This window comes from Streptomyces sp. BBFR51, assembly GCF_044591655.1.
Lineage (GTDB): Bacteria > Actinomycetota > Actinomycetes > Streptomycetales > Streptomycetaceae > Streptomyces.
Genome location: NZ_CP172448.1, coordinates 9,231,864 through 9,254,094 on the forward strand (window position 1 = coordinate 9,231,864; position 22,231 = coordinate 9,254,094).

The following is a 22,231-nucleotide window of genomic DNA, read 5'->3' on the forward strand; positions in this document are numbered from 1 at the left end:
CCACGGCGTTGCCCGCAGCCACTTCTGTTCGTCTCCTGATTGATGAAAGTCCGCTCGGCAGATCTCTCAATTTCACCTCGGAGAGGTTCGCGCAAAAGAGCTAGTGGATATTTCGCCGCAGAGTCTGGGTCTGTCAAACGTTCAGGTCTGTTCCGTAGTCGGTGGTGACGGTGAGTGCTCGCCTGTGATCATCGAGGATGTGCCGGTCGACGGCCGGCAGGTCGTGGTCCGCCTGCCGCACCACAACCGCGGCACTGAAGGCGTGCACAACAAAACCAAGCTGATCAAGCGCCAGATGTACGGCCGCGCGAGCTTCCCCCTCCTCCGCCACCGCATCCTCCTGGGCTGACCACACCCTCCGTCACCACCGACTACGGAACAGACCCGCTTCTCCTGCCGGGCCCGTCGGGAGGTCACTCCGACGTGTCGCGGGGCAGCAGGATGCGGAAGGTCGCGCCGGCGCCGGGTGCCGTCCGGAGGTCGACGCGGCCGTCGTGGGCGCGCACCAGCGAGTCGACGATGGCCAGCCCCAGACCGGCGCCGCCCTCTCCCGTACGGGCGCGGGCCCGGTCGGCGCGGTAGAAGCGGCTGAAGACCCGCGCGGCCTGGTCGTCCGTCATCCCGGGACCCTCGTCCGCGAACTCCAGTACGGCGTACTCGCCCTCGGTGCCGACGCCGATGCGAACCGGCGTGCCGGACGGCGTGTGGGCGACGGCGTTACCGACGAGGTTGGAGGTGACCCGGCGCAGCCGGGCCTCGTCGCCGAGCACGGGGGCGGGGCCGGACCGTCCGCCACCGAGGCCGGTGAGCTCGACGGGCCGCCCCGGGTCCAGGGCACGCAGGTCGTGCAGCGCGTCGACGGCCAGGGTGCGCAGGTCCATCGGCGTGAAGTCCAGCGGGAGCGCGGCGGCGGTGCCGTGCTCGTCGAGCCGGGCGAGCAGCAGGAGTTCCTCCACCATGTCGACCAGGCGGGCGGCCTCCCGCTCGATCCGGCCCATCGAGGCGTCCACGTCTGCACGCTCGGGCATGCCGCCCATCCGGTACAGCTCGGTGAACCCCTTGATGCCGGCGAGCGGGGTGCGCAACTCGTGGCTCGCGTCGGCGATGAACCGGCGCATGCGCCGTTCGGAATCGGCGCGGGCGGCGTCGCCCGCCTCGATCCGGTCCAGCATGCCGTTGAGTGCCGTGGACAGCCGGTCCAACTCGGTGCGCGGGGCGGCCAGCCGCGGTACCCGGCTGGACAGGTCGCCTGCCGCGATCGCCGCCGCGGTGGTCTCGATACGGCGCAACGGCCGCAGCCCCGCCCGTACCGCGAACCACCCGGCGACCCCCAGGAGCGCCAGGACCACCGTGTCGAGGACCAGGACCCGCCCGGCGAGGTGCCACACGGCGTCGTCGACCTCACCGAGCGAGCCGGCCGCAACCACGCTGCCGCTCCGGGCACCGGGCCCGTCGGTGCGCGGCACCGCGATCACCCGCCAGTCGCCCGTGCCGCCCCCGCCCTCGACGGTGAACGGCTCGCCGGAACGCCCGGCGACCTCCGCCTGGTCGAGTCGCGGCAACGCGGGCGGCTGCCGTACGGCGGACCGCACCACGCGCTCGACGCGCCCCTCAGGTGTCAGGTAGGCGATGTAGACGTCCCGCACCCACTGCAGCTCCACCGAGTCGCGCACCCGCGGAGCGTCGTCCTCGCCGACCGCCTCCGGCAGGACGGGAAGGCGCGCGGTCACCTCGGCCACGCCGCGGATCCGCTCGTCCAACTGCGCCACGAGGCCGCGCCGAAGCTGGTCGACGGCGATCCCGGTGCTGCCGAGCAGAGCGGCCACCAGCAGGGCCAGGGTGATGACGAGCAGACGCCCGCGCAGCGACAGGCCCCGGATACGACGCGTCACGGTGCTGGGCACCCTGCTCACCGCGAGGGCCTGCGCAGTACGTAGCCGGTGCCGCGCACCGTATGGATCAGTTTGGGCTCGACGGCGTCCACCTTGCGCCGCAGGTAGCTGACGTACGAGGCGACGATGCTGTCGTCGCCGCCGAAGTCGTAGTGCCACACTGCCTCCAGCAACTGACGCTTGGTCAGCACCTGGCCGACGTGCTCCATCAGCACCTTCAGCAGGCTGAACTCGGTGGGGGACAGCAGGACCGGCACCCCGCCGCGGGTGACGTGATGGCCCTCGGGATCGAGAGCGAGGTCCGCGACGACCAGGTGGGCATCCGGCTGCCGGCCGCCCGTGCGGCGCAGGATGGCCCGGATGCGCAGGATCAGCTCCTCGAGGTTGAACGGTTTGGTGACGTAGTCGTCGCCGCCCGCGCTCAGCCCGCTGATCCGGTCCTCGGCCGCGTCCCGGGCGGTGAGGAACAGCACCGGCGGGGGCCCGGCCGGCGCCGGCAGCCGCGGTCCGCCGTCACGCAGCCTGCGTACGACCTCGAACCCGTCGAAGTCCGGCAGCATCACGTCCAGGACGATGAGGTCGGGCGGATCGCTCCGCACCCCGGCCACCGCCTCGGCGCCGGTCGTCACCGCCCGGACCTCGAAGCCGGCCAGTCGCAGGCTCGCGGACAGGAGCTCACGCAGCGTGCTGTCGTCCTCCACCACCAGGAGCTGTTCCGCCATGTCCGTCCCGTTCCGATCGCGTGATCGCGTGTGCCTGTCGTGCCTGTCGTGCCTGTCGTGCCTGTCGTGCCTGTCGTTCTTGCCGGTCGCCCCGTACCGATCCTTCTACGCGTCCCGTCGGCGGAAGGTGAAGAACGCCGCGCCCAGCAGGACCACGACGCAGTCCGCCATCACGGTGAAGCCCGGCCACGGGCCCAGCAGGTCGGGGTCGTGGTATCCGGTGACGATCTGACCGCCCGCGGAAGGCGGCCAGTACTTCGCCACCCCGTCCGCGAGCGCACCGGGAAGGGACGGGGCCAGCGCGGGAACGAGCAGTGTCGTCGCGAAGAGCGTCGTCACCGTGGCCGTGGTGCTGCGGATCATGGTGCCCGCGGCGAGCCCGAGGAGGGCGGAGAGGGCCAGGTAGAGCCCGCCGCCGAGGACCGCCCGCCACGCCCCCGCGTCGCCGAGCGCGAGGTACGGGGCACCTGAGGAGTCCAGCGCCGCCTGGCCCGCGAGGAAGCCCCCGAGCGTCGTCAGCAGTCCCGTCGGCAGCGCGATCGCCAGGACCACGACGGCCTTGGCCACGAGCACCCGGCCGCGGCGGGGGACCGCCGTCAGCGTGCTGACGATCGTGCGGCTGCCGTACTCGGAGGCGATGGCCAGGCCGCCGAGCAGCGCCAGGGTGAGCTGGGCCAGAATGATGCCCTTGAGGCTGGTGGCCAGCGGGTCGAAGGTGAGCCTGTCCGCGGCCGACATCGCGGCGTACTCGTCGCCCGCCGAGGATCCGTTCAGGGTGCCGAGACCGGCTCCGGCGCCAAGGGTGGCCAGAACCACGTACAGGGTGGAGCGCATCGTGCGCAACCTGATCCACTCCGCGCGCAGACTGTGACCGAACGTCGCCCGCCCCACGGGTCCCGTGGACGGATCCTCGCGCCTCACGCGCCGCGGCCTCGCGGGCCGCTTCAGGCGTGGCACACGGGTCGCGACCGTGCTGCGGCTCATCACGCGGCCTCCCCTTCGGCGGAGTATTCGACACTGTCCCGGGTCAGTTCCATGAAGGCCTCCTCCAAAGACGTCTGGCGCGACGCCAGTTCGTGCAGTTCGACCCCCGTCGCGGCGGCCAGCGCGCCGATGTGCGCGGCGTCGAGCCCGGTCACGACCAGTTCGTCCTCCTCGCCGGTCCGCAGGGCGGCGCCGGCCGCCGCGAGCCGGCCGGCGAAGGACACCGCCTGTGGGCTGCGCACCACGACCTCCTGGTGCGCGACCGAGGCGATGAAGTCCGCCATGCCGGTGTCGGCGATCAGCTTGCCGCGGCCGACGACGACCAGGTGGTCGACGGTCAGCTCGACCTCGCTCATCAGATGGCTGGACACCATCACCGCCCGCCCCTCGGCGGCCATGCGCCGCATCAGCCGGCGGATCCACACGATGCCCTCGGGATCGAGTCCGTTGAGGGGCTCGTCGAGCACGAGCACCGGCGGGTCGCCCAGCAGGGCGCCCGCGATGCCGAGCCGCTGGCGCATGCCGAGCGAGTACGTGCCGGCCGCCCGGCGCGCCACCCCCGACAGCCCCACGTCCTCCAGGACGGCGTCGACGCGGCTGCGGGGGAGCCCGTTGCTCGCCGCGAGCGCCAGCAGATGGTGGTACGCGCTCCGGCTGCCCAGTACCGCGCTGGCGTCCAGCAGGGCTCCCACGGCCCGCATCGGCACGGGATGCTCGGCGACGGGGCGGCCACTGATGGTGGCGGTGCCGGAGGTGGGGGCGTCCAGGCCCAGGATCATCCGCATGGTGGTGGACTTTCCGGCGCCGTTCGGGCCGAGGAAGCCGGTCACCTCGCCGGGACGCACGCTGAAGTTCAGATCGTCGACGGCCAGGACCTCGCCGTAGCGTTTGGTCAGCCCGCGCACCTCGATCATTCGCTCTCCCTGATCCGCTCGTTGACAGGCCGCACGCTCTGGTGCGGCGAGACCAACGCTCGCCGGGGCCGATGCGAGCGTGATGAGCGTTTATGAGAGTCCGATGGGAATCGCGAGCGACATCACGAGAAATGTCCCTGAAATGAACCTATTGGCTGATCGTATGCCAGGCGATCGTGAGGAAACTCCCAGAGTGTTGTCAGGACGTACTGCGCACGGTCGGCGGGAAGGCCTCGCGGTGGCGATCTCTCACGAACGAGTGCCGACGAGCATCGTCAGCCACTCGACCACGGCATGCGGTGTGGAACGGCGCCGCGCCCATCCCCTCGGCGCAGCCCGTTCCGCATCCGACACGATCAACTCGGCCTTCGGCTGCCGAGTCGCGCCACCAGACAGCCCTACACCTCCGTAGAGGAGTCCTGACTCGGAAGACCAGCGGTGACCGGCACGGTTTCCACACCTGCCGGGGAGGGTCGGACACTCTGCTCACGGAGCAGCGCCGCTCCTTCCACGTCGATGCGGGGCACGATCCGGTCGAGCCAGGATGGCAGGCGCCAGGCCCGGTCGCCCAACAGGGCCAGCGCGGCGGGGACGAGCGTCATGCGGACGACGAAGGCATCGAGGAGGACCGCGACGGTCAGGCCGAACGCGAGCATCTTGATCAGGGGGTCCTCGGCGCCGAGGAAGCCGGAGAAGACCGCCGTCATGATCAGCGCGGCGGTGGCCGTGCAGGTAGGACTCGCGGATCCGGGAGACCAGGAAGACCTCGTAGTCCATGGCCAGCCCGAACATGATGCCCACCAGGAAGATCGGCATCAGGCTCATGACGGGACCGCTCTGCTCCACGCCGAGCAGGTCGGCACCGTGGCCGTCCTGGAAGACCAGGACGACGGACCGGATCTTCTCCGAGATGTCGATGTCCACCGCCGTGGAGCCGGTGACCTCATAGCTCGCACCGGTCCCGGCCTCGGCATCGGGGCGCTCGTCGCGGATTCTGTTGACCAGATCGACGGTCTTGGCATCGGTGGGGCTGGTGGCGGGGGTCACCGCGACGATCCCGTCGGTGGCACCGACCTTCCGGCTGATCACCGCTACGGCGTGTGCGGGGTCCGCGGCGCCCCTCGCGTCCACGACGATGGTGAGCGGCCCGTTGAAGCCGGGGCCGAAACGTTCGGCCAGCACGTCGTAGGCACGACGTTCGGTGCCGGTGACCGCTTTGGCCTCGTCCCCCGGAATGCCCAGTTGCAGACCGGCGGCCGGGGCGGCAAGCGCGCTCAGTGCCACGATGCCCAGCAGCAGGGTCAGGCAGATCAGGACGGAGAGCAGGACGGCTCCGGCAGCGCTCATGCCCATCCTGGTGAGCGCCGGGATGTTCACGACCGAAAGCCCGGCCAGGGCGAGACCGGCGGCCTCACGCGGGGCGTGCCCCTTGGCCCGCTCCTCTCGGTAGCGGGAAACGACGAACAGAGCGTAGTCGATGCCGCAGGCCAGGCCGAGCATCGAGGCGAGGGTGCCAGCCGTGACGGACAAGCTGAAAACGCTGCCCAGGCTGTAGCCGACGGCTGTGACGGCCGCTCCGCGAGTCGGCAAGTACGCCCTGCGCCGACGGGCGATCCACGCCACAGCCCCGGAGCTGTGGTCGTCCTCACCCTCGGACCTGGCCCGGCGCGCCGAGCGGGACGGGGTGTCACTACCCCGCGTCCACGTGCAGCGCCAGTCCGTCCGTGATGAGGGCCAGCCCCGCCTCGAACGCCGACTCGTGATCGATCTCCGGTACGCCGGCCGGGAGGTCAGCCGTGTCGCCGGGGCCGGTCTGCGCCTGCTGCTCCAGGACGCAGCCGACGGTGAAGCGGCCGGACGCGAGCATCGCCGTCTGGGCATGGCGCTCGGGTACGCCGGACGCGACGAGGAAGTCCATCTTGCGGCGGATCCGGTCGAGGTCGGCGGTGGGTCTGCTGCCGGCGTGGAGCCGTGCACCGTCACGGCGTGCGAGCAGGGTGCGTCTGAAACTGCGCGTGTTCTCCAGGAACCAGGTGTGCCAGTCCTCGTCGGGCTCCGGCAGCGGTTCGGCCGCGTGGGGCCCCATGGCGGCCTGCGCCATGGCCGTCAGGAGATCCCTCTTCGTGCGGAAGTGCCAGTACAGCGACGGCTGCTCGACACCCAGGCGCTTCGCCAGCCGCCGGGTGCTGACACTGTCCAGTCCGACCTCGTCGAGCAGGTCGAGCGCCTCGGTGATCACCGTCTCCCGATTCATCTTGGTCACGTTGACAACCTATCGCTGATAGATGACTCTGGAGAGCAATCATTCACCGATAGATTCTGGGGTGAGGGCAATGGCACAGCGGTCGGGGACGACCTCCCTGCGGGTTCTTGTGGCCGGCGGCGGGATCGCCGGTCAAGCGCTGGCGTACTGGCTGGTCAGAGGGGGGCACCGGGTGACCGTGAGGGAGCGGTACCCGGATCTGCGGGCCACCGGTGCCCAGATCGATCTCCGAGGCCAGGGCATCGAGGCCGTCCGGCGCATGGGGCTGATCGACACCGTCCGCGGCAAGCTCGTCGACGAGGCGGGTGTCGCCTTCCTCGACGCCCGCGGCAGGCCGAGGGCGACCCTCATGGCGAACACCTCCGGCCGGGGCCGGCAGAGCCTGACGTCCGAGTACGAGATCATGCGCGGCGACCTGGTGCGCATCCTCCACGAGGCGACCGGAAACGACGTGGAGTACGTCTACGGCACGAGCGTGGACGGCTTCGACCAGGACGAGCACGAGGTCGTCGCCCACTGCTCCGACGGATCGTCCGAGACGTACGACCTCCTGGTCGGCGCGGACGGACAGGGCTCACGCCTGCGTCGGACGATCCTCCCGGACGGCGCCGACCCGTACTGGCGGGTCGGCATCCACATGGCCTACTGGTTCGTCCCGCGCATCGCCTCCGACAGCAACATCCGCGACACCTGCATGGTCCCGGGCGGCCGCCAGATCATGCGCCGCAGCCACAACCCGACCGAGACACAGGTGTACTTCGTCCTGCGCGAGGACTCCGCGCAGGCATCGGCGATCCACCGCGAACCCGTCGAGAAGCAGCGGGAATTCTGGGCGAGCAGGTTCCGCGACGCCGGGTGGCAGACCGAGCGCTTCGTCGACGGCATGAAGACGAGCCCGTTCTTCTACTCCCAGGAGATCGTCCAGGTGCGCACCGACACCTGGTCCAGGGGTCGCGTGGTCCTCGCCGGAGACGCCGCGCACTGCGCCTCCCCCTACAGCGGCATGGGAACCTCCGGCGGCCTGGTCGGCGCCCACGTCCTGGCCGGCGAGATCAACCGGCGCCCGGACGATCTCCCGACGGCACTGGCGAACTACGAAACCACGCTGCGGCCGTTCACCGACGAGATCCAGGGCGAGGTCAACCCGCGTCTGCTGAAGCTCGCCATGCCCATGACCCAGCGGGCGATCGACGCCTTCCTCGGCGTCACCGGCATGGCCACCAGGCTCCGAGTCCCCGACCTGGCGGCACGCTTCTCGAAAGAGGACCGGGGCGGTGCCTGGCGGCTTCCGCACTACCCGGAACTCCGGGCCGCCTGACCGCGGCGCATCCCCCACGAGGGCACACATGACCCCGTTCGTACTGTGATCGCAGTACGAGGCGGTGTCAGCAGGGGTGGGACGACGAGGACGTCCCGCGCGGCAAACCATGGAGCACGGCTGAGGCACGTGTTCCTCCCGGCCCGTACAGGCGGAACGCGGCCCGGTGCCGCCGCATTCTTCCCATCCTCCTGACTGGAGCTGCTCGCCATGTCCACCCTGCTGTACCGACTCGGACGATTGTCGTTCCGACGACGCCGCTACTTCACCTTCGCCTGGGTGGTGATCCTGGCAGCATGCGCCTTCGCGGCCCTGAGCGCCCCGGCGGCAGAGGACGACGGGTTCTCGATCCCGGGCACCGAGTCGCAGAAGGCCTTCGACCTGCTCGACGAGCGTTTCCCGGGCGGGAACTCCGAGGGCGCCGACGCACGCGTCGTCTTCGCGGCCCCGGACGGTCAGAAGATCACGGCCCGCGACCACCGCCTCGCGGTGAACAAGGTCGTCGACGACATCGCCGCCAGTCCGCAGGTGGAGGAGGTGCCGAGCCCCTTCGCACCGGGAACCGTCAGCAAGGACGGCACCACCGCGTACACGACCATCACCTACGACGCCACGAGCGACAACCTGACGGAAGCCACCCGCGAGGCGCTCCTGGACGCCGTCCAGGACGGCCGGGAGGCGGGCCTGACTGTGGAGGCCGGCGGCTCGGCCGTGGACGGGGGACCGGAGTTCGGCGGCATCACCGAACTGATCGGCATCGGTGTCGCGGCGATCGTCCTGTTCATCACCTTCCGCACGTTCGTCGCGGCCGGACTGCCGCTGGTCACCGCCCTCATGGGGCTCGGCGCGGGGGTCTGCCTGATCATCGCCGCCGGAGTGGCCACCACGACGATCACCCTGGCGCTCATGCTGGGGCTGGCCGTGGGAATCGACTACGCCCTGTTCATCGTCTCGCGCTACCGCACGGAACGGGCGGAGGGACAGAGCGCGGAAGAAGCCGCAGGCCGGGCGATGGGCACGGCCGGCTCCGCCGTGGTCTTCGCCGGAGCCACCGTCGTCATCGCCCTGGCCGGACTGTCGGTGGCGGGCGTGCCCCTGCTGACCGACATGGGCCTGGCCGCCGCAGGAACCGTAGTGATCGCCGTGCTGGTCGCGCTGACCCTGCTGCCCGCCCTGCTGGGCTTCTTCCCCCGGGCCGTCCTGCCCCGGACCGACCGGGCCCCACGAAAGCGGGCCTCCGGGACCAAGGAGCCGGCCGGCAGCCGCTGGGCTCGCTTCGTCGTCCGCCGGCCCCTCGCCGTACTGCTGCTGAGCGTCGCGGGCCTGGGCGTCGTCGCCGTCCCCGCACTGGACCTCGAACTCGCCCTTCCCGGTGACGAGTCCCTGCCCACCTCCACCACCCAGCGCCGCGCCTACGACACCCTCGCCGACGGGTTCGGCCCCGGCTTCAACGGCCCCCTGACCATCGTGATCGACGCCCAGGGGGCCGACGACGCGAAGGCCGTCGCCGACCGGGCCCGGAAGATCCTGGACACCACCGACGGCGTGGTCGACGTGTCCCCGGCCATGTTCAACAAGGCCGAAGACACCGCCGTCCTCGCCGCCGTGCCCAGCACCGGCCCCACCGCCACCGAGACCAAGGACCTGGTCGAGACCATCCGCGCCGAAGCGGACGAACTCGAGGCCGACACCGGTGCGTCCATGGTCGTGACCGGGCAGACCGCGCTGAACATCGACGTGTCGAACAAGGTCACCGCCGCCCTCCTGCCCTACCTCGCGGTCGTGGTGGGCCTGGCCGTTCTGCTGCTGATGATCGTCTTCCGCTCCGTCCTCGTCCCGCTCAAGGCCGCACTGGGCTTCCTGCTCTCGGTCGCCGCGTCGTTCGGTGTGATCGTCGCGGTCTTCCAGTGGGGATGGCTGGCCGACCTGCTCGGCGTCGCCCAGACCGGACCCGTGATGAGCATGATGCCGATCTTCCTGATCGGCGTGGTCTTCGGACTGGCCATGGACTGCGAGGTCTTCCTCGTGACCCGCATCCGGGAAGCCCACGTACGGGGCGAAGGGCCCGCACAGGCCGTCGTCACCGGCTTCCGGCACAGCGCCCGGGTCGTCGTCGCCGCCGCCGTCATCATGATCGCGGTGTTCGGCGGCTTCATCGGCCTGACCGACTCCCTGATCAAGATGCTGGGACTGGGACTGGCCTCGGCCGTCCTCTTCGACGCCTTCGTCGTCCGGATGACCATCGTCCCCGCGGCTCTCGCTCTTCTCGGGCACTCCGCCTGGTGGATCCCGCGTTGGCTGGACAGGGTGCTGCCCGACCTGGACATCGAAGGCGAGCGGCTCACGCACGCCCTCGAAAGCGATTCCGCTCCGGTGGCACCGGCCCCGCACCAGGGGGAGTCGGTGAACGTGTGACCCGGTCGTGCCGGGCTGCCTCGGTCCGGGCGGCCCGGCGCCCCGCCTGCCCAGGACACGCCGGGACGGGACAGCCCAGGACGAAGAAGGCACCACCATGACCGGTCAAGGAGCTCGTGTGATCGTCGAACCGCGGCAGTGGATCCGGCGCCATCCCCGCGGGACCGACAGCACGCTCGCCGTCCTGCTGTTCGGCATCACCCTGGTGTCCACGACCTGGGAGCAGCCTCCGTACGTCCATCAGTGGCCACCGCTGCCCGCGCTGGTCGTCTGCGCGGTCTCGGCCGGCGTGCTCCTCCGGCACCGCCGCCACCCGCGCCTGACGGTCATCGTCACCACCACGTGCAGCACCGTCCTGGGCGCCCTGGGGCCGACGTTGGGCTACCAGTTCGGCTCCACCGTCGCCTCCACCGCCCTAGCCGCGCTGGTCTCCCTCGCGTGGCGCACCGACCAACGCACCACCGGCCGGTACAGCGCCGTCTGTGTGCTGCCGCTCCTCGCCGCCTCCGCCGCCCGGACGTCGGACGGCATCCACGTGCAGCCCGACGAGGTCGGACTCGTCGCCATCGTGCTCCTGGCCGCCGCGGTCGCCGACTCCGCACGCAGCAGGCGCGACTACGTTGCCGCCGTCGAGGCCCGGGCGGAACTCGCCGAACGCACCCGCGAGGACGAAGCACGCCACAGGGTCGCCGCCGAGCGGATGCGCATCGCCCGCGAACTCCACGACGTCGTCGCCCACCACATCACCCTCGCGCACGCCCAGGCCGCCACCGCCGACTACCTGCTGGCCAGCAGGCCCGACCGGGCAGGGCCCGCCATGAGTCATCTCATCCCCACGTTGGCGACCGCGTTGAAGGAACTGCGCGCAACCGTGGGGCTCCTGCGCCACAACGGCCACGAAGGCCCACTGGAACCGGCGCCCGGACTGGCCCGGCTCCCGGCCCTCCTCGCCTCCTTCGCGCATGCCGGACTCACCGTCCACCGCACCGACGACGGCCCCGAGCAGCGGCTGTCGCCCGGCGTCGACCTCACGGCCTTCCGGATCATCCAGGAGGCGCTGACCAACGTCGCCAAACACGCCGGAACGCCCGCAGCGCGGCTGCACCTCACCCATACCGGCGACCTGCTGACCATCACGGTCAGCGACGACGGCCCCCCGCGCGCGGTGGCGGACACAGCCGCCGGATACGGGATCATCGGCATGCGGGAGCGGGCCCGCGCCGCGGGCGGGCGCCTGCGTGCCCGGCCGAAGACGGACCACGGGTTCGAGGTGATCGCCGAACTCCCCACCGGCACGGCGCACCCGGCGGGGCCGTCGCTCACCGACCGCGAGGACGTCCGATGACCATCCGGGTACTGCTCGCCGACGACCAGGCACTCCTGGCCGGCACCTTCCACATCCTCGTCGACGCCACTGACGGCATGGAGGTCGTCGGTGTGGCGGAGGACGGGGACCAGGCCGTCGGGCTGGCCCGCACCACGGCACCGGACGTCGTCGTCATGGACATCCGGATGCCCGGCAAGGACGGCCTCGACGCCGCCGAGGAGATCCTTCGGTCCGAAGAGCCCCACCGGCCCCGGATTCTCGTCCTCACCACGTTCGAGACCGACGAGTACGTGACCCGGGCCCTGCGCGCCGGCGTCAGCGGATTCCTCGGCAAGGGCATCGCCCCCGCCGAACTCCTCAGCGCCATCCGCACCGTCGCGGCCGGCGACATGATCCTGTCCCCGCTCGCCACGCACACCGTCATCAGCCGCTACCTCGCCGTCCCGGGCCCGTCGAGGGCGGTACCCGAGGCGCTCGAAACACTCACCCCCCGCGAACGCGAGGTCCTGGCGCAGGCGGCCAAAGGGCTCACCAACCACGAGATCGCCGAGTTCCTGTGCCTGAGCCCGCTGACCGTACGCACCTTCATCCAGCGCATCATGGCCAAGCTCGACGCCCGTCACCGCGCCCAACTCGTCGCGATCGCCTATCAGACCGGCTTCGTACGCGTCCATCAACCGCCCTCGCCCCCGCCCGACGCGCGGACGTGAGACGGCGCCGGAGGCGCCCTGGAACAACCGCTCACGTTCGGTCGAGTGGGGCGCGCGGTGCAATCGGCGCGATTCGTGCAGTCGTTGGACCGGCGCGCGAGATCCGGAGGAATGCTCCGGAACGCGAGCGGACACACCGACGTGTCTGTCGCCCGCGCGACGCCGTGCGGGCAACAGACACGCACCGGATTGCCTACTCGGTGGCGTTCCGGTCAGCCGGCCGTCGGCGCGACCGACTCCGTCCTGGAGGTGTCGCGGGTGGCCGGCGGGCATCCGAGCCGGCCGCGGGTGACGATGAGGAGGATGCCCGCGGCGGTGACGGAGGCGAGCAGGAAGGCGAGCTTGGGGGTCGAGTCCGAAAGGGTGGGGAACACCTCGGACCAGGCGATGGAGAGGAAGTTGTTGACGCTGGTGTGGAGCAGCATGGCCAGGATCAGTGCCTGGCCCGTGTGGTTGAACACCCAGGTCATGACGAAGCTGAAGGCCGTAGTAGTGACGAGGAAGACCGCCACCTCGCTCCAGGTGGTGTCGGGCCAGCCGCCCCACTCGGTGAGGAACAGGGGCAGGTGCCAGACACCCCAGAGCGGGCCGAGGACCAGGGTGCCGAAGAAGGGGCCGTAGCGGCGCTGGAGGCGGGGCATGGCGAAGTCGCGCCAGCCGGGCTCCTCGGCGATGCCGGTCGTGATCATCTGGAGGATCAGGCCGGGGAGGTAGGCCACCAGCACCGCGACGGGCGGCACGGTGGGGTTCTCACCGGACAGCGCGGTGGTGGCGAGGGTCAGCGCGGCGGGCACCGCGATGATGATGCCGACGTACCAGTACCAGCCGAGCCGCCACTTGGTCATCCGTCCGGTCCAGGCCCGGAGCCCCGGGCGGCCGTCGCAGACAAGGGTCACGATGAACGCCGACAGGATCGGGCCCAGGTAGGCGCCCGGGAGCACACCCAGGAGCTGGCTGGTGCCGAGCGCCGCGGGGAACTCGAAGTGCAGCACCCCCAGACCGTTCTCGGACAGGACGTAGGGAGTCCATCCCACCCAGCTCAGCAGGAAGGCGAGGGAGAAGAACCAGACCAGTGGATGGCGGCGGATTCGGCCCCGCATTCCGGAGCCGTCGTCGTCCAAACCGGTGGGATCCGATGGCCGGAGCAGCTCGTCGGGTGTGTGGATGCTCACCACGTGTCCTTTCACGGATGCCTTGTGCGACGTGCTCAGCACATCAAGTGCGGGACGGCGGATCCATGACGTGTGTGCCCCGAACCGCGGTACAGGAGGCACTACCGAACGTGTGGCCTCCCCGCGCCGGCCCCCGCGGCGTCCTGGGCCCGGTCGCCGGGTGCACGAGGCTCACGGGCCGTACGAGGTGCTCGGTCCCCCGTCGAAGGAACGGTTCCCTCCTGATTCTACCGGCGGTAGAATCAGAGCATGAGCAAGCCGACGAGTATCAAAACCAGTGAGGATGTGCGCGACCGGCTGCGTGTTCTGGCCGAGGAGCGCGGCACGACGATCACCGAGCTGCTGGAAGAACTCGCCTCCCGCGAGCTCACGCGGACGGAGCGGGAGGAGCGCGCCGCCGAGGCGGCACGTGAACTCGGTGTCAAGTACAGCGAGCAAGTCCGGCAGGCTGGTCAGGATGCCTGGGCGAGGATCCGTGCCCATCAGGGCGGCGCCGCCGCGTGAACCTGACGGTTGTCCTGGACCACACCGCTCTGGCCGCTCTGTATCGGGCGGACTCCTTCTTCACCGGCCTCTACATCGAGGCCTCGCGCGGCACCGGCCGCGTCATCGTCCCGACTCTGGCCGCCGTGGCCGCCGAGCGGGAGACGGCCGGAGCCGGCCGGCACGCGGCTTCCCTGCGGTTCGCGCAGAGCGTTCCGTTCACCGCCGCCCACGCGGTCGATGCGATGGGCTGGCGCGGTACAAACTGGCCGGTCGCTCATGCGGCGGCGATCGCCTGGCAGGCGATCAAGGCGGGCGAGCCGCTCACCGTCCTGTCACTCGAGCCCAAGCTGTACGCGGACACCGGCATCACTCCACTGAATCCCACCTGACTTCGCTGTCCCAAGTTGTTCATGCCGTGAGCCTGCTCACCGCCGTTCCCTCCGAGCGGTGGGCAGACGTACTTCGCCGCCGGGTCCGGTGGACATGCCCACGTTGCGCCGCCCCTCGCCCGTGCCCCGTGCCCGGGGCCGCAGTGGCCGCATCGTCCCGGTACGCGGAGCCGGTCGAGCGCCGGCGCCAAGAACGGGGTGAGTGTCTCGGCGTATGCCTCCGAGAGGTGGCTGCCGTCGCGATGGACGGCGGTGTCGGTGACGACGACAGGACACGGGCCGGTTCGGGTCGGGTGACATGCATCCGCACAGACGATCCGATTGCCGTTTCGAGTGGTTGCCCGTCGGTGCCCCCTCATGCAGCCGGGTGGCAGTTCTCGCGTGCCTCTGTCTGACGTGGGCGAGCCGCGCGCCGATCGGCCTTCGGGCCCGGCGCGGGGACCCTGACGGACGACGGACGGACGGCGGAGGCTCCTCCTTGCCAGAGAGCCGGCACCGGAGCGGGCTCCCTGCACTCGGCGCGTTCCGTGCCGGCAAGGTGAACTCCCCGAACGTGCTCGCCCTGAGTCTGCGGCCGGCTTCCGAACAGGTCCTCAGCGAGATCTTCCAGACCTCCTGGTTCGAGACGGACCGAGCTCGGCGCCCGGGGACACCCCGGCGATCACGCTCGTCGAGCCCTGAATCGCCGCGCGGACACGATCTATCGCTCCGCCTGCGCGCCGACACGCATCCAAGCCGTGCCCCGCGTCCGGAACCCCTCCACCAACGTTGCCGCCGCAGGCCAGGGCATCGATGCCGGGAAGAAGACATCGTCGGGCGCAAGCGGAACATCGTCACCGACACCCTCGGACTCCTGCTGGCCGTGCTGGTCACCGCGGCAAGTGTGCAGGACTCCGCCGCCGGCGCCCGGCTCGTGGACCAGGTCGCCGCCGACCATCTCCGGGGTAAAACATCGGGTGAAAACGACCTCTCAGGTGTCCAGTAGTCCTTGTGGCGACGGCACTCTGATCGTCGGCTCGCTCGTGCAGGTCGTTCCCGCAGGTCATAGCCGGCATCCCTGCCATGGATGGTCAGACACTCCACTGATGGGCCCGGTCCCCTCGCCACTTCACCCACTGGGGGTCGTCCGGCACCGTCTCTGGGTCGGGGATCCCCGCAGCCTCGAGGAAGACGATGACGTCGTGGTCGGAGTGCACCAGCCCGAGAGATTCGTCCCGGCCGTGCCGGTGCGCAGACACCCGTCGGCTGCCGGTCTCCGACAGGTGGTGCACGGTGATCGGCGCGTTGCTCATGTCCCCAGGCTTACCCGGCCGCACCGGGCGGACCAGTCGGGGAGCCTGCTTACTCTAGGACGTGTTCGGGGTCGGGAAGCTCCGAGGGAAGTGGCGTTCCAGGATCTGCGCCCAGCGGTGAAGGACCACGAAGCCGGTGGTGTCGGCCTGCGCCTGGACCAGTTCGACCAGCGCGTCGATGAACGGCTGAGTAGGCGTGCCCGGCTCACGGCCCCGCAGGCACGGCGGCGTCCTGACCTTTGCCAAGCCCGACACCTGGCACCAGCCCGACATCACCACCTCCACAAAACACCGCCCGCTACGGCACCGCCGAGGCCGCAGCCTGGGACCGGATGCACCCCAGACTCACCCACCGCGGCCCCTGGCTGGAGCACGCGGACGATGAACTCCCCATCCTGCACGGCACGTTAATGCGGCAGAAGGTCGATCACCTGCCGGGCGACCGCGACCCGAAACCCGTCTGGCTATGGTCCTCAGCCGCCGGTGCCACGCCGACGGACGTGGACCGCTGGTGGCAGTCGTTCCTCCGCCGCTTCGACCTGGAGCACACGTTCAGGCTGCTGAAGCAGACGCTCGGCTGGACCGCCCCGAAGATCTGCCAGGCTGACACCGCCGACCTGTGGACCCGGCTCATCATCGCCGCACACACCCAGCTACGACTCGCCCGGCCCCTCGTCGAGGATCTCCGCCGGCCCTGGGAACGCCGCACCGAAACCCACACGACCGGGCCCTGGACGGCCTCCGGGCTCGAAGAAGAAGAACCGGGCCAAGCAACACGACGTCGGCAAAACGGTCAAACGGCCGAGTCGATCAAGGAACACCAAGCTCACGGGCCACGGCGACCGCGCTGATCGTCTCGGATCGGAAGTCGATCGCCTCGCGAGCAGGGCGACGTACGGCTTGGCAGCGATGTGGTCGCGGCTGCGAACCCTTCTCGGTCTGCTCGACCACCACATCCAGCTCGATGCGGAAGGCGGATCAAGCATGGTTCCCATCGCCATGGGTGGAGGGCATCCGTGCCGAGCCCTCGCGCATCAGAGACCGCGGCCGCCCACCACGAGATCCATCCGTCGATGATGGCGCGGCCACCGTTGGCGCGGCCACCGTTGGTGACGCCCCGCGCGGCGCGACGTGTTTCACGTGGGTGAGGCAGACGGACACACCATCGACGCCGCCGGTCATCGTCACGCCCGTGCTGAGTTCCTACCTTCGAAGGGAGACATCAGCCCGGCATCTGGAGAAGCAGTTGAAGATCGAGAACTCAGTGGCGCTCGTGACGGGAGCGAACCGTGGCATCGGCGAGCAGTTCGCCCGGAACCTCCTTGAGAGAGGGGCGTCGAAGGTGTACGCGGGGGCCCGGGACGCGGCGCGCGTGACGGTGCCGGGTGTCGAACCGGTATCGCTCGACATCACCGACCCGAAGTCGGTCACCGCGGCTGCTGCGCTGGCCGACGACGTCACGCTGCTGGTCAACAACGCCGGGGTCGCCCATGCGCAGGATCTGGTCGACGGTGATGCCGACCGGATCCGCGCCGAGTTCGAGACGAACGTCTTCGGGACACTCTCGATGGTCCGCGCGTTCGCTCCGGTCCTGGCCCGCAATGGTGGCGGGGCGATCGTCAACGTCCTCTCGGCAGCCTCCTGGTTCTGCTACCCGGGGAGCAGTTCCTATGCGGTGAGCAAGGCGGCGCAGTGGAACTTGACCAACGGTGTGCGCATGGAGCTGGACGCGCAAGGCACGCTCGTCGTCGGTGTGCACGTGGGAATGGTCGACACCGACCTGACGTCCGCCCTGGACGTGGAGAAGATGCCGCCGGCCGAGTTCGTCGAGATCGCGCTCGACGGGCTCGAGAACGGTCAGCTGGAAATCGTCGCCGACGACCTGAGCATGCGCGCCAAGGCCGCCCTGGCCGGTCCGCCCCGCCTGATCGTCCCGTAAGGACCCCCCCCTCAATCCGGTGGTGACCGGCTTCGCGGTCACACACGATGCTGATAGGAGGAGTTGGCATGCAGGCACTCGTCCATACCCCGTCGGCCCGGACGGGACTTACTCTCGCCGAGGTCCCCGACCCCGTCCCCGCCGCCGATGAAGCGCTGGTCGCGGTGGAAGCGGTGTCGTTGAACTACGGGGAGGTGCGCTACCTCGCCGCGATGCGGCAACCAGGCGAGGTGCCGGGCTGGGACGCGGCCGGTGTCGTCGTCACCCCTGCCGCCGACGGTTCCGGTCCACCGGCCGGCGCCCGCGTGGCGACCTTCGGCGCCGCCGGTGGGTGGGCCACCCTTCGGGTGGTGGCGACCGGAGAGATGGCCGTCGTGCCCGACGCCGTCGATCTCGGGGCTGCCGCGACCGTACCCGTTGCGGCCGTGGCCGCGCTGCGGGCGCTGCGCCGGCTCGGGCCCCTGCTGGGCCGCCGCGTCCTCGTGACCGGCGCCTCCGGCGGGGTCGGGCGCTACGCCGTGGCGCTCGCGTCCCTGATGGGCGCCGAGGTCGTGGCCGCCGTCGGCTCCCCCGAGCGTCAGAAGGGGCTGCGGGAGATCGGCGCGTCTCGTGTGGTGCACGGCCCCGAGCTCACCGGCTTCGCCGGAAGGCTCGCGGGCATCGTCGACAACGTCGGCGGCGCCGTGCTCGCCCGGGCGGTCGACCACCTCGAGCCCGGGGGAACCGCGGTGAACGTCGGCGCGACCTCGGGGGAGCCGCTGGTCCTCGACCTCGAGGCGCAGCGCCGCCGTGCCGCCGGTACCCGCGTCGAGATCTTCGTCCGAGGTGGCGAGAGCGCCGACGACCTCACCCTGATCCTCGACCTACTGGCGAACGACTCGCTCGACCCGCACATCGGTTGGCGCGGCTCATGGCGCGACGCCGACGACGCTTTCGATGCACTGCTCGGCCGCAAGATCGACGGCAAGGCCGTCCTCGACGTTTCCTGACCGTCCGACCACCCGTTCTCCACCAGCATGAGGAGCACCATGTCCACCGAAGACCGCGACATCCTGTACCCCGGCACGGCCCGCCCACCCACACGCACCGCCCGCATCGCTTGGGAGGGAAATCTCGAAGGAGGCTCTGGCCAGGTGACGCTGGAGAGCTCACGTGTCGCCACCCACCCGGTTTCCTACTACGAGCGCACCGCACAGGACGCCGGCGGCACCACCAGCCCCGAGGAGCTGCTCGCCGCCGCGCACACGGCCTCCTACGTCATGGCCCTCTCGGCGGTCGTCGCGCAGGCCGGCGGCACCCCGGAAAACCTGGACGTGAGCGAGGACGTCTCGCTGGCACCCGATCCCGCGGGCGGTTTCCGGCTCGCGGGCCTCACGCTCACCGTGCGCGGGCGGGTCGCGGGCCTGGACGCCGACGGCTTCGCCGAAGCCGCTCGACGGGCAGTCGACACCGACCCGTTCGGCAAGGCGCTCACCGGGGTGCAGATCACCGTGCATGCCGAACTCGAGCCCTGAGCACCCATACCTCCGGCGGCCACCTCTCACCGACCCCGGTTCCCTACCCTGAAACGGAGAACTCCCGTGATCCGGTATTTCGCCATGTTGACCCGGTTGCCTCAGGTCGCCCCGGAGGTGTTCCACGATCACTGGCGCCACCCGCACGCGACCTACGGCAGTCTGATCCCCGGCATCCGCACCTACGTACAGGCCCATCAGATCCACAGCGACCTACTCGACGCCGACCAGGCCACGCACGAAGCCATTTCGGTGATCGAGTTCGACTCCGTCGCCGAGGCCCGCGGCCTGGTCAGCGAGCGGCAGTACAACGACTGGATCCTGCCCGACGAACCCCTGTTCATGGACAAGTCGAAGATCGAGAACTTCGCCACGGAGGAGGAGGTGCTCGTCGCCCGCGCCCGACCCCAGGACGGGGCGAGCTACGGCGATGCGCAGTGGTACCACCTGGACCGAAGCGTGAGCATCCAGCTTCTGCAGTTCGTCCGGCTCGACGGTAATCCCGGCTGGGCCGGCAGTGACGACGCCGACCTGGGCCGGCGCATCGGCGCCCTGCGCCACGTGCGCAACCACCCCTCCCGCGAGTTTCACGGCGACAACCCAACCTTCCTCGGGGCGCGGCAGCTCTGGTGGCCGACCCGGACCGCCTTCGAGGACGGCGTGGCCGCGGATCAGGAGGCGTTCACCGAGCTCGTCGGCCGCGGCGGTCGCTCCCTGACCGTCCTCGTGCAGTCGGAGCGCTTCGTCCGATGACCAGCCGCGCCACATCTCACACACCATCACGAGAGGCAGCCATGACATTCGGGTTCTTCGTGCCCAACCTGGGGCCGGCTGCCACCCCGGAGGGAATCAGCAAAATCGCGCGGCGCAGTGAAGAGCGTGGGTTCAGATCGCTGTGGGTCACCGACCGTCTGCTCGTGCCGACGCGGCCGACCCGCCCGCATCCGGGCTCGGCGGACGGTCTCCCTCCGGAGGCGCACCGGTACGCTCTCGACCCGATCGCGGTTCTCACCTACGTGGCGGCCCAAACCTCCCGCATCCGTCTCGGCACGAGCGTGCTGATCGCCAGTTACCTCAATCCGGTGGTACTGGCCCGACAGCTCACGACGCTCGACATCCTCTCCGGCGGCCGGGTGGTCGCCGGGCTGGGCGTCGGGGCAAACCCGGAGGAGTTCACCGCGACCGGCGGTGACCTGTCCACACGCGGGCGGCGCATGGACGAGTTCCTGGAACTGCTGGTCTCGGTGTGGACCGAGAACCCCGTGAGGTACGAGGGGAGGTTCTTCACCGTGCCCGAGTCCTCGATCCTGCCCAAGCCCGTCCAGCACCCGCACCCGGCGATCGCCCTCGCGACCAACAGCGCCGCAGCGGTGCGGCGCGCTGCGCGCGTCGGCGCGGCCATCCACCCGGTGAACGCGGCCGGCAGCGACCTCGTCGATCTCGTCAAGCTGTACCGGTCCGCGCTCGCCGAGGCCGGTCGTGACGCGGGCAGCGGGCAGATCATCCTCCGCGCGGAGATCGCGCTTTCCGACCGGCCACTCGGCCACGACCGCGCCCCGTACCACGGGACGGTCGAGCAGGTCGCCGACGACGTCGAGAACGCGCGCCGGTCCGGCGCCACCGAGGTTCTGTTCGATCCCTCCTACGCTGCGGGATCGCTGAGCGAGTTCGAGTACTACCTCGACGCGCTCACCCCAGTGGCGTTCGCCGCCACGTGAGGTGACAGCCGCCCGTAGAGCACCCTCCGTGTATGCGACCGCTATGCCGGCAGTCGGCGGCCGATGCGCGCGGCTGCGCGCACATCCGTGCGGAACGCGCTCGGTGCCAACCCGCGAGCACGCCGAAAGGCGCGGCTGAACGCGTGCGGTGAGGTGTATCCGACGGCGGTGGCCACGGCCTCGACCGTGTCATCGGTGTCGCGGAGCCGTGCGACGGCGAGATCGATACGCCATGCCGTGAGGTAGGCGCCGGGCGTCTGGCCGAGCGCGGCCGGGAAGCGACGCGACAGGGTGGCGCGCGACACCCGGATCGCGGCGGCCAGGGTCGCGGTCGTCCAGGCACGGTCGGGTTCGCGGTGGATACTCTCCAGCGCATCGCGGACGACGGGGTCGAGCAGCGCACCGAGCCACGAACGGGGCGGCTGCACCGGCTGCGTGGTCAGCCACGCCCGGACGAACTGGAGTAGTAGCAGATCGATGATGCTGTTGACGGCCGCGGTGGCGCCGATCTGCGGGTGGGCCAGTTCCCGGGTCAGCAGCCGAACGGTGTCGTCGAGGTAGGACCTCTCGCTCGCTGCCACGTGCACAGGTCCCTCGAGGGCGGTGAGCACCGGCGTGCTGACCTCCGGGTCCTGCTCGTAGTGCAGGGTCACCAGGGTGGTTTGCGTCGGTTGTGTTCCGAGTTGCAGGGCGCCGCCGATCACCCGCGCCCGGTCGGCTCTCTCCCGGTCGCAGGGGCCCATCATGACGCCCGGCTCGCTTGCCAACCCGTGCTCGGTGCCCGGGGGGAGGAGTACGGCGTCGCCGGCTTCCATCCTCAGCGGGCGGCTTCCGGAGACGGTGAGCCACAGCGTTCCGGATGTGACAATGTGTAGGGCGACACCGGGAAAGGTGTCCAGCCACAGTCCCCACGTCCCGCCGGCTTCCACGCGCGTCCCCAACGAGCCCCGCGCGCCGGAGACCCTCAAGGCATCTGCCAATAGGTCCATCTCGCCAACATACCCGATGAGAACCGGCGGTCCGTCGGTTGCCTGTCAACGGCCTTGTAGTTCTCCCCAGTTGTCCAAAACTGCCGATCATCGTTGACACCTGGGTCTCTGATCACTACGAGGCATCAGCCGGCAGGCGTACTACATCTGGTACCGCCGCTACCAAGCCGAGGGCATCGAGGGGCTG

General features: G+C 70.3%; 21 protein-coding genes and 3 pseudogenes. 14 read left to right on the forward strand and 10 right to left on the reverse strand.

The window, feature by feature from the left end; all coding sequences use genetic code 11:
• The first annotated feature begins 184 nt into the window (after positions 1–184).
• The gene (locus ACGH7X_RS41645; RefSeq protein WP_399896566.1) at positions 185–349 is read left to right on the forward strand and encodes a hypothetical protein; all 165 of its coding nucleotides are present in this window, start codon (positions 185–187) and stop codon (positions 347–349) included.
• Positions 350–413: 64 nt separating this feature from the next.
• On the opposite strand, the gene ACGH7X_RS41650 is transcribed toward ACGH7X_RS41645, so the two are convergent.
• The 6 genes and pseudogenes from ACGH7X_RS41650 to ACGH7X_RS41675 all read right to left on the reverse strand — a co-directional run bounded on the left by ACGH7X_RS41650 (position 414) and on the right by ACGH7X_RS41675 (position 6,775).
• A complete protein-coding gene (locus tag ACGH7X_RS41650; protein ID WP_399896568.1) occupies positions 414–1,892 on the reverse strand; it encodes a sensor histidine kinase in 1,479 nt (492 codons plus the stop codon).
• 17 nt (positions 1,893–1,909) lie between these two features.
• Entirely contained in the window at positions 1,910–2,614 is a 705-nt protein-coding gene (locus tag ACGH7X_RS41655) for a response regulator transcription factor (protein ID WP_399896571.1), read from the reverse strand.
• A gap of 105 nt (positions 2,615–2,719) precedes the next feature.
• Entirely contained in the window at positions 2,720–3,448 is a 729-nt protein-coding gene (locus ACGH7X_RS41660) for an ABC transporter permease (protein WP_399896574.1), read from the reverse strand.
• Positions 3,449–3,597: 149 nt separating this feature from the next.
• A complete protein-coding gene (locus tag ACGH7X_RS41665; protein WP_399896577.1) occupies positions 3,598–4,512 on the reverse strand; it encodes an ABC transporter ATP-binding protein in 915 nt (304 codons plus the stop codon).
• A gap of 398 nt (positions 4,513–4,910) precedes the next feature.
• A pseudogene (locus ACGH7X_RS41670) lies at positions 4,911–6,084 on the reverse strand (MMPL family transporter); the annotation flags it as partial.
• A 118-nt stretch (positions 6,085–6,202) separates the two neighbouring features.
• Complete coding sequence (locus ACGH7X_RS41675) at positions 6,203–6,775, reverse strand: TetR/AcrR family transcriptional regulator C-terminal domain-containing protein (protein ID WP_399896580.1); 573 nt, start codon at positions 6,773–6,775, stop codon at positions 6,203–6,205.
• A 70-nt stretch (positions 6,776–6,845) separates the two neighbouring features.
• Here ACGH7X_RS41675 and ACGH7X_RS41680 point away from each other — a divergent pair, with 70 nt between their 5' ends.
• From ACGH7X_RS41680 to ACGH7X_RS41695, 4 genes are all read left to right on the forward strand, one after another.
• Positions 6,846–8,093: an FAD-dependent monooxygenase gene (locus ACGH7X_RS41680; protein WP_399896583.1), complete on the forward strand. Its 1,248-nt coding sequence runs from the start codon at positions 6,846–6,848 to the stop codon at positions 8,091–8,093.
• Positions 8,094–8,303: 210 nt separating this feature from the next.
• Positions 8,304–10,508 (forward strand): MMPL family transporter, encoded by a 2,205-nt coding sequence (locus tag ACGH7X_RS41685; RefSeq protein WP_399896586.1) that lies wholly within the window; start codon positions 8,304–8,306, stop codon positions 10,506–10,508.
• Positions 10,509–10,626: 118 nt separating this feature from the next.
• Entirely contained in the window at positions 10,627–11,853 is a 1,227-nt protein-coding gene (locus ACGH7X_RS41690) for a sensor histidine kinase (protein WP_399896589.1), read from the forward strand.
• Positions 11,850–12,545: a response regulator gene (locus ACGH7X_RS41695; protein ID WP_399896592.1), complete on the forward strand. Its 696-nt coding sequence runs from the start codon at positions 11,850–11,852 to the stop codon at positions 12,543–12,545. Before ACGH7X_RS41690 ends, ACGH7X_RS41695 begins: the two co-directional genes overlap by 4 nt.
• A 212-nt stretch (positions 12,546–12,757) precedes the next feature.
• On the opposite strand, the gene ACGH7X_RS41700 is transcribed toward ACGH7X_RS41695, so the two are convergent.
• Positions 12,758–13,717, reverse strand: coding sequence for a CPBP family intramembrane glutamic endopeptidase (locus ACGH7X_RS41700; protein ID WP_399896595.1), 960 nt, complete (start codon positions 13,715–13,717; stop codon positions 12,758–12,760).
• A gap of 249 nt (positions 13,718–13,966) precedes the next feature.
• On the opposite strand from ACGH7X_RS41700, the gene ACGH7X_RS41705 reads away from it, so the two are divergent.
• The 3 genes and pseudogenes from ACGH7X_RS41705 to ACGH7X_RS41715 form a co-directional block, all read left to right on the forward strand.
• The gene (locus tag ACGH7X_RS41705; RefSeq protein WP_399896597.1) at positions 13,967–14,221 is read left to right on the forward strand and encodes a hypothetical protein; all 255 of its coding nucleotides are present in this window, start codon (positions 13,967–13,969) and stop codon (positions 14,219–14,221) included.
• Positions 14,218–14,592 carry a PIN domain-containing protein gene (locus ACGH7X_RS41710; protein WP_399896600.1) on the forward strand — a complete coding sequence of 125 codons (375 nt, stop codon included), beginning with the start codon at positions 14,218–14,220 and terminating at the stop codon, positions 14,590–14,592. Before ACGH7X_RS41705 ends, ACGH7X_RS41710 begins: the two co-directional genes overlap by 4 nt.
• Positions 14,593–15,377: 785 nt before the next feature.
• A pseudogene (locus ACGH7X_RS41715) lies at positions 15,378–15,493 on the forward strand (transposase); the annotation flags it as partial.
• Positions 15,494–15,662: 169 nt separating this feature from the next.
• Here the strand turns inward: ACGH7X_RS41715 and ACGH7X_RS41720 are convergent.
• A complete protein-coding gene (locus ACGH7X_RS41720; protein ID WP_399896603.1) occupies positions 15,663–15,884 on the reverse strand; it encodes a hypothetical protein in 222 nt (73 codons plus the stop codon).
• Between the two features lie 54 nt (positions 15,885–15,938).
• The gene (locus tag ACGH7X_RS41725) at positions 15,939–16,130 is read right to left on the reverse strand and encodes a hypothetical protein (protein ID WP_399897797.1); all 192 of its coding nucleotides are present in this window, start codon (positions 16,128–16,130) and stop codon (positions 15,939–15,941) included.
• On the opposite strand from ACGH7X_RS41725, the pseudogene ACGH7X_RS41730 reads away from it, so the two are divergent.
• The 6 genes and pseudogenes from ACGH7X_RS41730 to ACGH7X_RS41755 form a co-directional block, all read left to right on the forward strand.
• A pseudogene (locus ACGH7X_RS41730) lies at positions 16,093–16,688 on the forward strand (transposase); the annotation flags it as partial. The gene ACGH7X_RS41725 and the pseudogene ACGH7X_RS41730 overlap by 38 nt on opposite strands.
• Before the next feature lie 442 nt (positions 16,689–17,130).
• Positions 17,131–17,823: an SDR family oxidoreductase gene (locus ACGH7X_RS41735; protein ID WP_399897744.1), complete on the forward strand. Its 693-nt coding sequence runs from the start codon at positions 17,131–17,133 to the stop codon at positions 17,821–17,823.
• A gap of 68 nt (positions 17,824–17,891) precedes the next feature.
• Positions 17,892–18,812, forward strand: a complete 921-nt coding sequence (locus ACGH7X_RS41740; protein WP_399896606.1) for a zinc-binding dehydrogenase — start codon at positions 17,892–17,894, stop codon at positions 18,810–18,812.
• A gap of 39 nt (positions 18,813–18,851) precedes the next feature.
• Positions 18,852–19,337, forward strand: a complete 486-nt coding sequence (locus tag ACGH7X_RS41745; protein WP_399896609.1) for an OsmC family peroxiredoxin — start codon at positions 18,852–18,854, stop codon at positions 19,335–19,337.
• Between the two features lie 66 nt (positions 19,338–19,403).
• Positions 19,404–20,090, forward strand: a complete 687-nt coding sequence (locus tag ACGH7X_RS41750) for an EthD domain-containing protein (RefSeq protein ID WP_399896611.1) — start codon at positions 19,404–19,406, stop codon at positions 20,088–20,090.
• Between the two features lie 41 nt (positions 20,091–20,131).
• On the forward strand, positions 20,132–21,055 hold the full coding sequence (locus tag ACGH7X_RS41755) for a TIGR03619 family F420-dependent LLM class oxidoreductase (RefSeq protein WP_399896614.1): 924 nt from the start codon (positions 20,132–20,134) through the stop codon (positions 21,053–21,055).
• A gap of 41 nt (positions 21,056–21,096) precedes the next feature.
• Here ACGH7X_RS41755 and ACGH7X_RS41760 read toward each other — a convergent pair whose 3' ends face one another.
• Entirely contained in the window at positions 21,097–22,044 is a 948-nt protein-coding gene (locus ACGH7X_RS41760) for an AraC family transcriptional regulator (RefSeq protein ID WP_399896617.1), read from the reverse strand.
• Positions 22,045–22,231: the final 187 nt, after the last annotated feature.